Below are 16565 nucleotides of genomic sequence, written 5' to 3' on the forward strand. Positions count from 1 at the left end.
CGACCAAGCCGTGACCCACCAAGTCCACACGCTCACCCCACGTGGGACGCGTCCGCCCCTGCTCCGACGCACCCCGCAAGCAGCACCGACAGCACCTCCTCCTCCCGGTAGGCACGCCACCGGGCCGGGAACCACCGCAGCAACCGCCGGTACCCCTCCTCCACCGACCCAGTGCTCACGCGAGGACCCCCCGCGCCCGCAACGCCCGCGTCGCCGCTCGAGCGTTCGCCGCCAACCGCTGCGCCTCCTGCCCCAACGCGTCAACCCCGGCATCGGTCAGGTCGTAGTACCGGCGCAACCGGCCCTCGACCACCTCCTCACCACTAACACGCACAAGTCCCTCCCCGACCAAGCGGTCCAGAGCCGCGTACAAAGTCCCAGCCTTCAGCTCGACCCTTCCCGCCGAGGACTCCGACACCGCCCGCATCACCCCATACCCATGCTTCGGCCCTTCAGCCAACGCAGCCAGCATCAAGAACGTCGGCTCCCGCATCGCAGCTCTCCCCATCCCCCAACCATACATCGACCATCGGCATATGTCGCGGAAATGGCTATCCATCGTCACGGCACGCTTTCGACGGCGTGCGGTTTACGCCCTGGCCCGCCCCCTGCCGCCTCACGGCCCGGCCCGGGCAGCGACCTTGACGGCGGTGCCCAAGCCCCGGGCATGCCACTTCCACATGGACCGTCCGTGCAGAGCCCTACACTCCGCGACAGCGGAAGTACAAGGGGAGAGCAACGTGAGCGGGAGCGACGACTTCAGGCGTGTGACCAGTGTCAGCGCCGGACCAGGCCGCATCCTTGAGCTGACGTTCAACGACGGGTCCCGGGGGAACTTCGACGTCGGCCCGTTCCTGTGGGGGCCCGCCTTCCAACGCGTCCGTGACGACCCGACCGTGTTTGCAGCGGTCCGCGTCGACGAGGAGACCGGGACCATCGTGTGGCCCAACGGTGTCGACCTCGCACCGGAGTTCCTGTATGACCACGCTGTCCTGCCTCCCGTGTTCGACCACGACCCGCGCACCCATCCGAGCCAGTGTCTGTTCGACGCCCTGACCGCACTGGCCGGCACGGAGCTCCAGGGTCGGCAGCGGCAGCAGACGCTCGAGCACGGCAGAGCCGCCCTGGTCGAGCTGGACGGTCAGGTGACGTCCGCTCGGGCGTGGGCGCGCGCCATCTTCCACGACCCGGCCGCACGCCTCGGACGGACCTGGGAGGACGCTCCTACCTGGCTCACCCGCGACCCCGAGCTGCACGACCCATGGGCACACCGAACCTTGCGGGTGCTGCGACGAGTGGTGGCCCCGGGTGAGAGTGTGACCGCGTTCCGCCGCGACCGGCCGCCGGGTGACGTGGCGCCCTTCGACGTCGGGGACCGGGTGTGGCTGGCCGGCCCCGCCGAGGGCCGGGCCGTCGCAGCGGTCGTCAAGGACGCCGGTGGGTTCGTCGTGGCAAAGGCGTTGACCGGAACAGAGGTCGACGTGGAGCTGAACTCCTCGTCGACTGACTCCTCGGGTCGGATGCGGGTGCTCGTCGAGGAGCTGACGCACCCGCAGTCGGCAACGCCAGGGGCGCTGCTGCTGGGTGGGGCCGGTCCACGTGAACGGGTGTGGGTGCAGGTCGTCGGCCGGACCGGCCAAGGCGCGGACGAAGTCGTGCAGCTGCGAGCCCTTCCGGTCCTGGTCGTCGACGAGTCGCCGCTGCCCGACCCGCGCGGCGTGCCGGCCTGGTCCACCGACGAAGACAACGAAGCCCTGCCACACCCGCTCGCAGTGGGTGACCTCGCCGCCGAACGGGACGCCGGGGACCCACCCGGCACCGAGATGCCCGCTCGCGTTACGTGGGTTGAGGCGGACCCGGAGTCCTCAGGCGCGTGGCGCTACCGGGTTCTGCCGGTGCACTGACACCCGCCGGCCCCGCTCGTTCCCCGGGCATACTCACAGACTCCTTGAGCCATCCTCGGTGCGCTGGCAGGCAACCTGATTGGCCCGCACACAGTTGTAAGGGCGACGGGGTGCACCAGACGACGTGTGAGAGGGGGTGTGATGGGCCAGGAGCAGGTGGAGGCAGAGTTCGCAGCGTTCGTTCAGCAGGCATCCCCACGGCTGCTTCGGGCCGCGTGGTTCCTGTGCGGTGACGCCCACGCCGCCCAAGACCTCGTTCAGGGCGCGTTGGAGAAGGTCCTGCCCCGATGGCGACGGGTCCGCGACGGCGACCCCCTCGCCTACACCAGGACCGTCATGCTGAACCTGCACCGCGACCAGACCCGCAAACACAGACGGGAAACCGTCGTCGCCGACGTTCCCGACCCCGGATGGCGCGACCACAACCCCCAAGACCACACCTACCTGGCTCGGCTCCTGGCACAACTGCCGCCACGCGAACGGCAGGCGGTGACCCTGCGGTACTACGTCGGCATGTCCGAAGCAGACGTCGCCGCCCACCTCGGCATCAGCGTCGGCGCCGTGAAGTCCAGCGCGTCCAAAGGCGCAGCCAAGCTCCGTGCATTCATCCACCGGGAGGACAGCGAACATGTCCACTGACCTGACCGACTACCTCGAAACCGTCGCCCTGCCACCCATGCACGTCGACCCCGACACCACCATCACCCGAGTACGCCGACGGCAGCGGACCCGCCGGGTCGCAGCGGCCGCCGCCGCCCTCGTCGCGGTCGTCGCCACCGGCACCGCGTGGGGCCTGACCGGCTCCTCACGCGACCAGACCACGGTCCCCGCCGGCGCCAGCACCACGACCGGCACCGTCAACATCGCATTCGAAGGGTTCGCGTTCCGCTTCCGAACCCAACCCGACGGCGCCGTCGAAGTCAGCGGCAAACAGCTCGGCGCCAAAACATATGACCGCTACGCCGTCCTGCGCCTCGGTGACGACATGGAGACATGGGCCCCCGCCTCCGGCCGCCACGGGGTCATCGTCGGCGTGACCCGCACCCTGAGCGGCCACCCGCACGACCTGCTCAACCCCGCCCCGACCCAACGCATGACCGGGGTCAAAGGGCAGCCGCTCCCCGGGCAGCGAGTGCCGTTCATCCGCCAGTTCGACAACCCCGAGGACGCAGCCGGATTCCGCGGATTGGTGTTCGCCACACCGACCGGCCAGCTGGCAGGTCCCGCCGGAAGGCTCCCGTCCCGTCCGTACCGCTCGAACCTGACCGGTCAACCAGGGACGACGTGGATCGACCAGCGCGCCCGGTTCTTCGGCTACGCCGAAACGAACGACGACATGACCTGGACAGCGCATTCGCTCGGCACCAGCGCCGCCGCATTCCTCGACCGGATCCAACTCCCCGGCGACGACCCGGCAACCCCATCCGGTGCCCGCATCATCGCCGCCATCCCACCCGGCGCCACCAACGTCGACTTCCACTTCCCGGCCGGCGCGCAAGCCCTGACCACGACTCAGCTTAGCGCCGCCACCAACCAGTGGCGCGTCGTCGTGGGCGAATACCGAACCGGCACGTCCAAACCCCACGCCCCAGCCGCAGTGAGCTGGACTGACGCGCAAGGGCGCCAGCACCAGGTCGCCGCAGCGCCCAACTGACCACGCACAGGCCGTCCCCGGCAGGGGACTGCGCGAGCTGCGTGTAGAGCCATACACTCACGACATGGCAGATCCGGCCAAGGACGAGCTGACGGCGCTCGAGCGCGAACTGCTGGACTTCGAAGCCGCGGCGTTCCACGGTGCCGGCGCCAAGGAGCAGGCCATCCGGGCCACGTTCGGGTGGAGCGCTACCGGGTACTACCAGCGGCTCAACGCGCTGCTGCAGAGGCAAGCGGCGTTGGAGTACGCGCCGTCCCTGGTGTACCGGGTGCGTAGGCGTCGTACCGCCGCGCAGCGGGCCCGCTCTGCCCGGTCCGGCGGTGTCGCGGAACCCAGGTAGCAGAGCGCGTAACAACCCGCGTGACGGGACTCGCCCCCGGTGCGGCCAGGCCATGTGAGCACCGGGCCAACCGTGTACGGGGGACGCGTCAGCCTTGCGCCCGCAGTGCGTGAGCCGTCAGGGCGGCTCGAGCGCAGTACGGTGCCAGTGCACGCCGGCGCGAAGGAGGGGACGCGATGCCGACAACGCGCCAGCTTTTGCAGGAATGGCGGCTAGGCCCGGCCTGGGCCCCCACCCTTGAGGGCGAGCTGCGCACCGCCGGCGTGCCGCGCGACGGACGGCAATGGCACGCGGACGCCGCGGCCGGGTGGGTGCGGTTGACCCTTGCGCGAAGCGACTTCCTCACCGCCCGCGACTACCGCATGGTCGCGATGCGCCTGGCAGGGTTCTCACCGGCGGTCATCAAGGCGCGCGCCCACGCCAACCTCGAGGGTGACCAGCTCTCACGGACAGCGTTAGCGGTCGCGCTGCGGTACTCCCACGACGTCGCACCCATGCGCCCACGTCGAGCCGGTCACCGACTGGTCCTTCATGCTCTGCCCAACAAGGTCGGCGTGCCTGACCTGGTCCGCCGAAGCGTGGAGCAGGCGTGGCTTGCCGGCGAACCCCCGGAGCAGATCGCCGCGAGGACCGGGCTCGGACCCACGTACCTGGCTCGCGCGTTGGAGGGCCTGCCACCCCGGTTGACGACCGGTGACGTCAGCGACCGGTTCGGCTGGTCGGCGGCGAACATCTTCCAGAAACTTGCCCGGGGCACGTTCCCCACCGAGGACGGCAGGTACGGAGTCAACGGACAGCTGCGCTGGTGGTGGCCAGCAACCGTCGAAGAGTGGGAGAACACCCGGCCCCTGGTGCAGTGCCCGCGATGCCCGGCGAAGGTCCTTCGCCTGCGGTCACACCTGCGAGCGCACATCCGACCGGACAGCGCCGCTCGCGATAACTGGCACTGACGGGAGTTCATCCGGGAACCCGCGCTGACGGCGGTGGAGCCGAGGACCACGTGGGAACAGGCGCGCTCCTTTGGGGAGTTCGAGCGGTCGAGACCTACCTCGCTGCGCTCCGCCCGGAGGGAGGGTCGGCGCACCGAGCGTGTCGGGAGCTGGGCGGTGGAGGTTGCGAGGCCCCGGCCGGTTGGGCTGGCACCCCCTGACGGGTGGCCCGAGCTTCGCGCCAAACGCGGACAGCTGGCCGGTCGGCGCACCCGGCTACGCGGTCGGCTGTCCACCGAGCTCAACGACGACGGGAACCCCACCCCGGTCTTCCGTCACCACCCCGACGATCCGCGGCGGGTCCGTGGCCGCCGGTTCAGCGTTCGGGTCTAGGCACGTCCGAGTCAACGTCCTTGACGTGGAAGTACGCGACCGTCCGACGTCCCTCGGTGACCACGATGATGTCACCGGGCCCTACCTGGTGCGGCGGAACGTTGTCGACCGCCAGCCAGCACGCGTCCGCGGGCGACCGCCACGCTGTTCGGTCCCTCACTCGCAGCACCACCGAAGCCAGACCGGACTCGAGCGTCGCTGGCGGCACGAACCCGGTCGCCACGTAGTCCTGGTCCTCCGGAGTCGGGGGCGGCCCCGAGTCACGGCCGCCCTGTTCCTTCGTCAGCCACACGACGTGACCGTGGAAGGGTAGGAACTCACCAGCGCGCATGGGGCTCATGGTGCCCGAGCCGCCGTCGCGGCACTCGCCACGGACACGCCGGCGCCTCGCCGTTCGAGGTCGTCGAGATGGAAGGTGAGGTGAAGTAAGAAGCAGAAGACGAACATGACGCGGAAGTGAAGGACGAAGATGACGTCGAAGCTGAGGCCGACGGACGTGGGCCCTCGGCGACTTGCCGCGGGAAGGAAGCTGTCAGGCGTGGCGGTGTGGACCCCCTGGCGTCGGAAGTGGCGCATGAGGCGTCCCTCGCCCGAAGGTCGGGCGAGGGACGCGTGAAGTGAGCCAAGACTGGCGGTCAGGGCAGGTCGTCTGCGGTGAGGTGCTCATTCGGGCGACGAGTGTCCACCAGGATGTGAACGCCTGTGGCCGGGTAGCGAAACAGCTCCCAGCCGTCGTCGGCGAGCTCCCGAAGGCGCTGCGCCTGCGACTCCAGGGACTCGATGAGCTCGGCCATGGACTCGGCCGCACCCGCGGACTGCTGCAACCTCAGGGGCGCGCAGTACAGGTGAAGCTCGATGAGCCCCACCGCAGTACGAGCGCCGGTGCGGATGAGCGCCACGCCACCCAAGCGGTTCTCGACCACGAAGAAGGCTTTGCCAAGACGCTCCAACAGCTTGTCCAAGTCAGGGTGGTCCGTCAGACGCTCAGACCAGGAGACGTCACCACGCACAACCTCGATCACGTCGCCGGCCACGCCCTTGACCAGCGGCAGGTGCTTGAACCTCGGGTGATCCGGGCGGATGGCCGCCAAGCGCCACATCGGCTGCTCGGCGAGCGGGTCCGCTGGAGCAACCAGCGGAGGCACGCGGTACTGCATGAGGGAACTCCTCGCTGCGTTGTGCCGGCCCTGGCGGGTCCAGATGAACGCGGCGAACCGTCAGAGCGACCCACTCTCGCCCAACCGACTGTCCCGGCATGAACCGCCCACCAGCGGAAGTGTCCTGCCCAGACGCCGAGTGTCCCCGCCAGAAGAAGTGTCTTTCGCCGGACGGCGGGACAGCCTGCCTAGAACACGCACTGGGTTACATGGCCTGGATGGGCTGTCACGTGTTAGAACCTCGCGCATCGTCCTCGACGACGACTTCTGACATCAACCCCGGCCTAGGCTGTGGAGGCAGGCCAACCCTCGAGGCGCCATTACAGACCGGCGCCAAACCCACGGCCCTTTCGCGACCTTCCAACCCGAAGAGTTCGTGCGCTCACAAGTCTTGTTGCTCGCCATCCTTTCCATTGGTGTCACCGCCAAACAGAAGCATTGCAAGACCGAACGACAGGGGAGGGTATGCGATGGCGACGGGGAGCCAGTACCAGCCATCGCCTTCGAGGAAGAAAGTAAGAGCGATAAAGGCGGGTACGAGGGTTACAAACGCCAGCAGCTTGGTCCCAAAGGAATCTCGCTTTCGCATGTTTGTCACCCCCAACGATCGCCGGCGTAAGCGGCCCCGATGCCGAAACCGAGTCGGCGAGCGGAAGCCCGCGGACGTACGGTCCAATTGCCGCGGAACTCGGCGATCGAGTGTCGTGCTGCGGCCCTCGCCGACCAAGGGCCGCGATGCGCGCCTGCGTAGTTTCTGGTTCTCGACACGGCGGCCCGAGCGGCACGGACCGTGCCACGAAATCCTACCCCGATGTCGCCGACGCTGTGTCGCCCGACCAATCGAGCGCTTCGTCCGCCCGGAACCAAGGCCAGAGCCGCATCAACAGCCGTGCGACGGAGGAAGGTTCCGCGATCGATCTGACCGCTCTTGTAGTCCGAACGATTCGACATGAAGCTGGCCCCGAAGGCTACCGCGCCCGCCACCGCGCACGCTCCCGCCGAGAAGGCGATACACGCACCGAGAGCAACGAAGCCCGCAATTTTGGCTGCACGCTTCCAATTCCATCGATGCCCGTCAAGGTCGAACTGGTTGATGGGGTCGACGGGGTAGGCGTAAGCGGTGACATTGCCGCCGGGTTCGGGGTCGGCGCTGGTGAATCGTCCGGTGGTGGGGTTGTAGAGGCGGTCGCCCATGAGGGTAAGTCCAGCGGTGTCGGTGGTGGTGGAGCGTTGCTTGGCTCCGAGCCACCCATACCCGATGGGGCCTGCGACGGTGGCGGTGGTGGATCCGGGTCGGGTGGCGCCGTATTCCTGGTAGTCCGACCACCCGTCGATCCCCAGCGCTGGTGCCGTGGACGCCGCGGTGGCCGGGATGGGGACGGTGGTGACGATGTCGCCGTGCAGGGTTGCCAGGGTCAGGTCGGTGCTGCCGTCGGTGGCGATGGTTGCGCCGAGGTCACCGCCGATGGATTCGGTGTACCGGGTGATGGTCCCGTTCAGGTCGGTCCAGGAAGGGTTGTCGGAGCTGTCGGTGTAGTGCCGCACCAAGGTCGACGTGGCGGTGCCAGTCGTGGTCGTGGCGGTCTGGCGGCGCCCGGCGGAGTCCAGTGTGAAAGTGGTGGTCGTCCCGGCTTGGGTGATGGTGCGGGGCAGGTCGTCATCGAAGTACCCAACGGTGATGTTGCCCGCGCCCGGGGTGGGTGCGTCCGTGGACGGGACGGTGGTTTGTCGGCCCATAGCGTCGTACACGTACTGCCCCACCCCCCCCGCGCCCAGGGTGGGTCGGTCTGCGGTGTCGTACTTGTTGAAGTCCGTGGTGACCGTGCTCACGCCGGTCGTTCCGGCGCAGTTGCCGTCACTGTGGGTGGCCGCGGTCAGGCTGGTGCGGCGACCGTTGGCGTCGAACGCGTAGGAGCGGACCGTGCATGGTGAGGTGGTGAGGTCCACGTCGTGTCCGGTTGCGGTGTGGTCGGCCACCGACGTCAGGCGCCCGGCGGGGTCGTAGCCGTACGTGCGGTCGTACGCGAGGGCCTGGCCCACGTCGTAGGGGGTGATGTCGGTCGGGTCGTCGACGCCGGGGTTGGCGTCGAACCCAGCTGATGGGCCGGTGGTTTCGGTCCGGACTCGGCCTTGGGCGTCGTTGTCGACCGACCATGCCAGCCACGGCTGGTCCGCCTGGGCCGGGCCGTCTGCGACGTAGACGGGATTGCCGTCTGGGCCGGCGACCGGGTCGTTGTTGGCGTCCAGCTGCATGGTCACCGGTTGCACCTGCCCGGAGTAGGACAGCGCGGTCGGTTCACCGGCCTGGTCGTAGGTGGTGCGTTGGGTGACCTGGCCGGGCATCTTCTGGGTGACGAGCTTGCCGTCAGCGTCGTACGCGGCCGCGAAGGTCAGGGTGCCTCCGGTGCCGGGGCGGGTGACCGTTTGGCCGGTGACCAGACCGCGCCGCTCGCTCTTGCCTTCGGCGTCGGTCCCGTCGTAGGTGAAGGTCGTGGTCCCCTTGGGGTCGATCACGGTGGCCGGGCTTCCGGCCCCGGGGGTACCGGGTGCGACGTAACTGGTGGTGGTGACGTCGCCGAGGTCGTTGGTGCTGGTCAGGGTCCGACCCCACTGGTCGAACGTGCTGGTGGTCCTGGCGGTGGTGTCGGCGTCGGTCTTGGCGCTGTTCAGGTTGCCGGTGTAGTCCACGAGCCCGTCCGTGACCCGGTAGTGCGTGTAGGTGCCCGGCCGGTCTGTGGAACCGGTGACTCCGGTCGTGGTGGTCCAGGTGGCGGTGGTTCGGCCTGCTGGGTCGTACCGGGTTTCGGTGGTGCGGGTGGCTGCGCCGGAGGTCTCGATCACGGTCAGCGGCTGAAGCCAGACGTTGTACGCGGTGGTGCGGGAGTCGGGCAGGGTCGTCGCGCCTCCGGCACCGGCGGTGGGTGCGGCGGCTGGGAACGTGCGGCAGGCAAGGCCTGCCCACTGCGGCTTGTTCCCGCACTGGCCGTCAACGGGGTTGGTGCCGGCCGTGTAGTAGACGCTCTTGGTGGTGCCCGCATCCGTCCCTGTGGTCGCCAGTGGCTGTCGGGTCTCGGTGGTGCGGCCTTCGCTGTCCAGCCGGGTCGTGCGGGTGATGCCGCCGGTGGTGACCTTGGCGGGGGTGCCGAAGGCCCACGGGTCGCCCTCGGTGGCGTCGCCTGGGGCGAGTTTGGCGTAGCTGTTGACGGTGGTGGAGGTGGTCTCGACGTCGGCAGCGCCCGTGGTGGTGCCGGCGACACTGTTGGTGATGGTGGTGGGAAGCCGGTAGGGCTGGAGGGTTGCCGGGTTGATCCCAGCACCGTTCGCTCCGGTCGGTGCGGACTCGTCGTACTTGGTTTGGACGTGAGGCCGGGATGGCGCGACGTCGATGGCACCGTCATTGTTGATGTCGGTGTTCAGGGCGGCGTTGCGCACTGGCCCGTAGACGTCGGTGACCAGGGTACCGGCGGGGGTGACGACCTTGGTGACGGCCGGGTTGGGCCCGGAGCCGTCTTCGTCGACGGACCCGGTGATGTCCTGGTTGTAGATGGTCTGCGTGGACAGCGCATTTGCCTGTCCGACGTCCAGTGGCGTGCCGGCCGTCTGGTTGGCCAGGACGGTGTTGATGGCTCCGGCGTCGAGTTGGCGGACGACGTTTCCGGTGGTGTCGTAGTCGGTTGCGGTGACCTGCCATGCGCCGGCGCCGTAGGTTGCGGTGTTGACCGCGTACCCGAGCTTGTCTGCGTACTGCAGATCGGCCGCTGCCCAGTCGACGCCCGTGCCGCTGACGGGTCCGGTGTAGTCCGCTCCGAAGACGGCGTACCCGGTGGTGGGGTCGCTGGCCTGGTACCAGGCGCGCGCACCGGCGGACGTCAGGTCAGGGAGCCCAGCGCCGGACAGGGGGATGCCGTAGGCAAAGCGGGCGAGGGTGACGGCAGCACCGGATCCGGCAGGGTTGTCCCGGGTGAGGGTCGCGACTCGGGGTGTGGCGGGGGTGGTGTCGTACGCCAGCCGATAGGCGGCCAGACCGGTCGGTTTGATCGAGGAGAGGCGGGTGGAGGTGCCATCCCACGTGTAGTCGGTTCCGAGTCCGGTGCGCGGGTCGGTCTCCTTCACCAGGCGGCCGCTGCTGTCGTAGCTGTAGGCGGCGACGGTCGTGGTGGCCATGGCTCCCGCAGCGGGGTCCCACAAAGTCGAGGTGACCTGCTTGACGCGTCCGGTGTAGTCACCCGGCGTGGCGGCTGTGGCGGTGGTGGCCGTCGCATAGGTGATGTCGAGAGCCCGGCACCCCGCCACCAAGGAGCCCTGGGTCGGACACGTCACAGCTGGCTGAGGCGGTGTGGCCGCGTTGGGCGGGACGGGCGCGACGATGCGAATCACTCGCCCGGTGCCGTCGTGCCCGTAGGTGGTGCTGCTGACCTGGCCGGGCTCGTTGACCGACACGGGCTTCCACACGGTGTTCGCCGACGTCGAGTACGCGGTCGGGGCCCACGTGGTGACGGTGCCGTCAGGCTCGGTCAGGCTCATGGTCATGGTCGCGCCCGGCGCGGCGGTGGTGTTGGTGATGGTCAGGGCGGAGGCCGCGTCCACCGTGTCGGTCGTGACCGGCAGGTACCCGGACTTGGTGGCACCGATGGCTGTGACCTTGTATGCCCGGGTTCTCGTGGGGGCCTGGTAGACGAGGGTGTTCTCTTCCTCATCGACCAGGACGATCGTGCCGTCCTGGCGGGTGTTGTCGATGACCTGCATTCCCGCGGCGCCGGCGTCGGCGCCTTGCAGGGAGGCGGTCCACCCCGGCCCGAAGACACCCGTGACCGGATCGGATGGCCACCCGGCGAGGGTGCCGTCGCCATCGAAACTGGAGTGCGAACGGGACAGCGACAGCTCGCCGGTGTACCCGGGCACGCTCACGTCAGTGCTTGAAGTGTTGAACTCACCCGTGAACAGGGCCACCTGTCCGGGCCCGGCGGCGCTGGTCGGGTACCCGTTGCCGAAGGCGTGCGGCACCCTGGTGACGGACCGGTTGGTCTGCGACCAGGTGCACTGCGGCGTCGAGACACCCGCGTAGGTGAAGCACACCTGGACGTCGAGCAGCACCGGGACACGGCTGTTCAGGTCAGCGGTCGCGCCGGCTTCGCGTACGGCCGTGGCGAGAGCGAACGAGCCGTCAACACTCACGGAAGTCCCGTTGTCCTTCGGAAGAAGGCTCGGACCGTCGGTCCATCCCGTGGACTCGTTACCGGAGCCTGCGACGCGCCATTGCACCTTGGCCGCCACCGAGGCAGCGGATCCCTTCGGCGGCCCGTCAGCCTTGACCGAGATGGTGCCCGAGGACGCGGTGCCGATGGTCGGTTGCGTCAGCGATGCCCCTCCCCACCCGAACGTGTAGGTCGTCGGAACGCCGACCCTCCCGGTGCGGGCAACGCTCGTCGCGACGATGCTGTGCGCCCCATTAGTGGTCCTGGGGATGGTCACGGTCGCAGCCACGACGTTCGGGTCGTTGGTGGGGGTGATGCGCTGCCGCGCCTTGGCGACACCATCGACGGTCAGGTCCAGGTAGCCAGGGGTGGACCAGTCGTTGGGGATTCCGGTCGCCTTGACTGTACAGGTCACGTCGGTGGCCGGGGGGTTGTCCGTCCACGAGCCCGACGCGGCGGCCGGGCACGACACCGTGGCCGACGGTGGGGGGTTGTACGCAGTCTGGAACTTCGTCCACGGCGACCAGTTCGCCGCCCACAGCCCCCGGTCGTCCATGACCGCGGCGCGGGCGTAGTAGGTCGTGTTGTTGGCCAGAGTTGCTCCGACCGAGCACGTTGCGGTCGATCCTGATGGGGTGAACGTGTACGGGCTGGTGCTGCGAGGAGTGGGGCAGTACGTGACGTACGTGTTCGTGCCCGTTGTCGCGTTGTGCACCTCGATGGTGCTGGTGTAGCCGTTACCGTCAGGATCGGTGGCCTTGGCGAAGAACTGCGGAGTGGAGTCGAGCGTGAACAGCCAGTTCACGTTGTCGCGAGGGTCCAAGTAGGTGGGCGTCGCCACCGGGTCCAGGGTCGGGGCCGGCGCCGAGTTCGGCTTGCGGTTGTACGTGTACGTCACGTACGGGTCCTGCGAGGACTCCAGGGAGTAGAACTTCTTCCACGCGTAGTTGTCAGTCTCGGACGCGGACAGGCGCATCGACCCGGTGTAGTCCGCCGTTGCACCGGACCAGGTGTCAATGAGGCCGGTGATGGGCACGGTGACCCGTCCAGAAGCACAGGAGGAATCGAACCCCTTCGCTGCGGTCAGCGAGCCCCACGCCGTGGTCGGGTTCGGCGCAGGCTGGTTCGACCAGTTCGTCGTCGTGGCCACGGCAGAGACCGAGTGCACTGAGAACGACCGGCCCGTGCAGGACCAGGAATGGAACTCATACAGCGACAGCGACGCGGTGACAATGTCCTTGCCGCGGAACGGGGCCATGGGGAAGTTCAAGAACGACCGGTACTTGTCCCCTCCCCCGTTGTACGTCCCCACCCGCAGCTCCGTGTCCGCGGAGTACGTGGCCGTCGGATACGCGCTCGACACATACGTGTCCAAGGTCGTCGTGACCGTCCCCGACGCGTACGTCGGGTCGATCGTGATGGGGAACTGACGCTCAGGACTGGTCAACCAGGACCCATCCGGCGTCAGTTTGAGCGTGGCCTTCCCCGACCCGCTCTGCGTCACCGTCATCGCCACCGGCGACTCATTCACCCGGTTCCCCGACCGCGGGTCCACCGCCGCGTCCCACGCAATCGGCGCAGCAATACGAGAGGTCACCTGCCCGTCCGCGTCGACAAATGATGCAGAGCCGTCCTTCTCGGCCCGGACTGTCAGCCCCCTGGTCTTGACAGGGATGTCCCACGTGAAGGAGCCCGGCTTCGCGGACCCAAGCAGGGTGGACAACGCGGCCGGCGTGTTGATGACCAGGTGAGTCTCATAACCGGTCCGACGAGAGTCCACGACCAGGTCAACGCCCGGTTTCACGTCCTTGTACGTGGCCGTGGTGCCAGCAAGAACCGGCTTGCCCAGCTGGCCGGCCCATCCCAGGGACACCTCGCGGTCCTGCTTGCGCTTGCCGAGGCCTTGGTCGACGGCCGCGACGTCGGTGCCCGACGAGCTCTTGGTGGACCCGGCCGCGCCCTTGGCCGCCCCAGCCAGCGACAAGCCCAACGGGTGGCCCTTCGGCCCGGCAGTCCCGTCCACGTTCTCAGCCATGGTCAGGTCGACATCACGCCACTTCCCCAGAGGATCAGCCGCGTCCCGCCGGGCAAGGTCCCGATACCGGATAGCCGCCTGGTGACGCTCCGTCGTCAACGTGCCGTCAGGGTTCGCCCACGTCGTGGAAACCTCATCACGAAGGGACTCCACCTCCACCCGCGCGCCCTGAGCACGCGCCGTCACCTGCGCACTGACCAGATCCGCCCGCGACGCCACCGGCTTCGCCTGCGCCTTCGCCGCAGCCGGTAGGGCCTCGGCCCTGGCCGGTTCCGACGGGACCAACGTCACCGCCAACGCAGTGACGACCCCCATAGCCGCGAGGCGGTACGGAGTCCGGAGAACACCCCGAGAAGAGAAAATGGACATGCAACCACGAACGAGTGCGGACATCACAAACGGCCCCTTCAGACCAGACGCGCTATAAACCCCTTCACAGCGCCAAGGGCACTCTCCACGTTCACGCCCGGCACATTGCCCAAACGCAGTTTTACTGACGAAGTCTTTACCTCGTGAACTTGTTTGGGCGGAGGGGTGTCGACAACGCTCGAAAATGAGGCCGATGCGACGCTCGAAAACGAGGCCACCGGTTCGTTGAGTTTCTAGTCTGCCGGGTCTTGGGTCCTGATGCTGGGCAGGGTGTCGATGCCGCGGTTGCGTAGCCGGTAGCTGGCGCCTTTGAGGGTGAGTACGTCGGCGTGGTGGACGACGCGGTCGATCATCGCGGCAGCGACGGCCTGGTCGCCGAACACGCCGCCCCAGCCACTGAACGGCAGGTTCGAGGTGAGGATCAGCGAGGCGTGCTCATAGCGGCTGCTGACCAGCTGGAAGAACAGGTTCGCGGCGTCTTGTTCGAAGGGCAGGTAGCCGACCTCATCGACGATGATCAGCCCGTATCGGCGCAGCCGAGTCAGCTCTTGTGGGAGCCGGCCGGCGCGGTGGGCGTCGGTGAGCCGGGTGACCCACTGGGTCGCGGTCGCGAACAGGACCCGGTGTCCGTGATGGGCCGCGGCGATCCCGAGGCCGGTGGCCAGGTGGGTCTTGCCGGTGCCGGGCGGACCCAGGAGCACGACGTTGCGGGCCTCGGTCAGGAAGCCACCCGATGCCAGGGACGCGACCTGCTGACGTACCGCTGGTTGGGCGTCCCAGTCGAACTCCTCGATCGTCTTCCTCGCGGCGAAGCCAGCGGCGCGGATCCGTAGCTGGGCACCGGAGGCGTTGCGGGCGGCGACCTCACGGTCCAGGACGGCGGCGAGGTACTCCTCGTGGGTCCAGCCGGCGTCGCGGGCGTGGTCGGCCAGTCGTGCTGCGGCTTCGGTGATCCGGGGTGCCTTCAACGCCGAGGCCAGGTAGGTCAGCTGCTTGAGAGCTTCGGCCGCGTCGCCCCTGGTCTTTGCCGATGCCATCAGGCCACCTCCTCACCATCGGCGAGGGCGCCGTCGATGAGGCCAAACGCACGGTCGTAGTCGGCCAGGTCCCGCACCAGCTCCTCATGCGGATCGGGCGCCGGGCGAGGCAGCTGGAACTGCTCACGCAACTGCTTGGCGGTGGCGAGGTGGAGCGGGTCGGTGATGATCATGCCGCGGGCCCAGGTCCGGTCATGGGCCGCGACCAGCCTTCCTTCGTGGCGAACCTGAACACCGGACAGGTCTGCGTGGACGTCGACGAACCGGCCGATCACCGCCGGGTCGACGGAGTAGTCGTTGCTGTCGACGCGCACGTAGTAGTCGCGTCCCAGCCGGACCCGGTTGACCCACCCGACCGCGGGGGCGACCGGCGGCAGCGCCAGCATGCCCGCCCGGTCAGCGTCGAGCAGATCGACCGGCCGCGCCCGGGTCGTGCGCACCACCCGCTGGTTCGCCAGGTCCAGCCACTGGCCGAACTGGGCGTTGAAGTCCGCCGGGGACGTGAAGTCACGCCCGGGCATGAACGAGGTCTCGAAGTAGCCGTTCCTGCGTTCGACCAGCCCCTTGGACTCGGGGTCATACGGCTTCAGGCGCTGCAACGTCGTGGCCAGGGTGCCGGTGAACGCACCGACACCCTCAGCGTGCCGCTTGCCGCGCCCGATGCCGGACTCGTTGTCCCAGATCAGCCGCCGCGGCACCCGACCCAGGACCTGCAGCAGCATCCACATGCCCAGCAGCAGGTCGGCGGTATGCCGCGTGGGGATCATCCGGCCGAGGATGAACCGGGAGTGCGCCGCGGTGATCACCAGCACCGGCAGCAGTGCCTTCGACCCGTCCTCCAGCGGGATCTTCTTCGGCGGGAACCACAGGTCGCACTGCGCCGCATCCCCGGGCAGCCAGAGCAGCCGGTCCGCAGGATCCACCGGCCGGTGCTGCGGCCGCAGCAGGCGGACGTTGTCGCGGAACCAGGTCATCGACCCAGTCCACCCGACCCGTTCGGCGATCACGGTCGCAGGCATGTCCGGCGTCGCTGCGAGCAGTTGCCGCACCGCAGCTTCGAACGCAGTGAACGACGTCGGCACCACCGGCCGCTCGTACTTCGGCGGCCGGACCGAAGCCAACGCCCGCTTGACCGTGGACCTACCCACCCCCAAGTCCCGGGCAACCTGCCGCTGCGACGTACCGTCCGCAACCAGCCGCCGGATCAAAGCCCAATCCTCCACAGAGATCACCCATCCAATCTGTCTGGGTGGCCTCGTTTTCGACCGTCGCTATGGCCTCGTTTTCAACCGTCGTCGACAAGGGGTCTTGACCTTGTCAACGCATGGTGTCCCGATCCTTCCTCGAGAATCCCCGCATGCAGCGCCGCAGCTTCACCAACGGCAGACCTCGCACAGAATGGGCTCTTCGAGCCAACAGGGGGGCCGCTTGAATCGGTTGCCGCAACCGCCCCTGCAGTAGCACTGCCAACTTCGAACGCCCCAACCAGCACTGTCGGGGTTCGCCCGCGCCCCGGCGCTGACGCCCGACACAGTGCGCACATAAAACGAGA

Annotated in this window: 12 protein-coding genes; 5 read left to right on the top strand and 7 right to left on the bottom strand. The window is 68.4% G+C overall.

What is annotated here, in order from left to right:
* Window positions 1-32 precede the first annotated feature (32 nt).
* Together ACYVDO_RS05965 and ACYVDO_RS05970 are read right to left on the bottom strand one after the other, a co-directional pair.
* The gene (locus ACYVDO_RS05965; RefSeq protein ID WP_460933744.1) at window positions 33-179 is read right to left on the bottom strand and encodes a hypothetical protein; all 147 of its coding nucleotides are present in this window, start codon (window positions 177-179) and stop codon (window positions 33-35) included.
* Entirely contained in the window at window positions 176-559 is a 384-nt protein-coding gene (locus tag ACYVDO_RS05970; RefSeq protein ID WP_460934273.1) for a PadR family transcriptional regulator, read from the bottom strand. Before ACYVDO_RS05970 ends, ACYVDO_RS05965 begins: the two co-directional genes overlap by 4 nt.
* 181 nt (window positions 560-740) lie before the next feature.
* Here ACYVDO_RS05970 and ACYVDO_RS05975 point away from each other — a divergent pair, with 181 nt between their 5' ends.
* The 5 genes from ACYVDO_RS05975 (at window position 741) to ACYVDO_RS05995 (ending at window position 4848) form a co-directional block, all read left to right on the top strand.
* Complete coding sequence (locus ACYVDO_RS05975; RefSeq protein ID WP_460933746.1) at window positions 741-1904, top strand: DUF2442 domain-containing protein; 1164 nt, start codon at window positions 741-743, stop codon at window positions 1902-1904.
* Window positions 1905-2045: 141 nt separating this feature from the next.
* The gene (locus tag ACYVDO_RS05980; RefSeq protein WP_460933748.1) at window positions 2046-2543 is read left to right on the top strand and encodes a SigE family RNA polymerase sigma factor; all 498 of its coding nucleotides are present in this window, start codon (window positions 2046-2048) and stop codon (window positions 2541-2543) included.
* Window positions 2533-3558 carry a hypothetical protein gene (locus tag ACYVDO_RS05985; protein ID WP_460933750.1) on the top strand — a complete coding sequence of 342 codons (1026 nt, stop codon included), beginning with the start codon at window positions 2533-2535 and terminating at the stop codon, window positions 3556-3558. Before ACYVDO_RS05980 ends, ACYVDO_RS05985 begins: the two co-directional genes overlap by 11 nt.
* A 64-nt stretch (window positions 3559-3622) precedes the next feature.
* Complete coding sequence (locus ACYVDO_RS05990; protein ID WP_460933752.1) at window positions 3623-3898, top strand: DUF3263 domain-containing protein; 276 nt, start codon at window positions 3623-3625, stop codon at window positions 3896-3898.
* A gap of 176 nt (window positions 3899-4074) precedes the next feature.
* Window positions 4075-4848, top strand: a complete 774-nt coding sequence (locus tag ACYVDO_RS05995) for a hypothetical protein (protein ID WP_460933754.1) — start codon at window positions 4075-4077, stop codon at window positions 4846-4848.
* A gap of 355 nt (window positions 4849-5203) precedes the next feature.
* On the opposite strand, the gene ACYVDO_RS06000 is transcribed toward ACYVDO_RS05995, so the two are convergent.
* From ACYVDO_RS06000 to istA, 5 genes are all read right to left on the bottom strand, one after another.
* Window positions 5204-5551, bottom strand: coding sequence for a hypothetical protein (locus tag ACYVDO_RS06000; RefSeq protein ID WP_460933756.1), 348 nt, complete (start codon window positions 5549-5551; stop codon window positions 5204-5206).
* 304 nt (window positions 5552-5855) lie between these two features.
* Window positions 5856-6377, bottom strand: a complete 522-nt coding sequence (locus tag ACYVDO_RS06005; protein ID WP_460933758.1) for a hypothetical protein — start codon at window positions 6375-6377, stop codon at window positions 5856-5858.
* A gap of 594 nt (window positions 6378-6971) precedes the next feature.
* The gene (locus ACYVDO_RS06010) at window positions 6972-13922 is read right to left on the bottom strand and encodes a DNRLRE domain-containing protein (RefSeq protein WP_460933760.1); all 6951 of its coding nucleotides are present in this window, start codon (window positions 13920-13922) and stop codon (window positions 6972-6974) included.
* A gap of 287 nt (window positions 13923-14209) precedes the next feature.
* The gene (istB, locus tag ACYVDO_RS06015) at window positions 14210-15013 is read right to left on the bottom strand and encodes an IS21-like element helper ATPase IstB (protein WP_460933762.1); all 804 of its coding nucleotides are present in this window, start codon (window positions 15011-15013) and stop codon (window positions 14210-14212) included.
* The gene (gene istA / locus ACYVDO_RS06020; RefSeq protein ID WP_460933764.1) at window positions 15013-16245 is read right to left on the bottom strand and encodes an IS21 family transposase; all 1233 of its coding nucleotides are present in this window, start codon (window positions 16243-16245) and stop codon (window positions 15013-15015) included. The genes istB and istA overlap by 1 nt, the downstream gene beginning before the upstream one ends.
* Window positions 16246-16565: the final 320 nt, after the last annotated feature.

The organism is Phycicoccus ginsengisoli, from assembly GCF_054779295.1.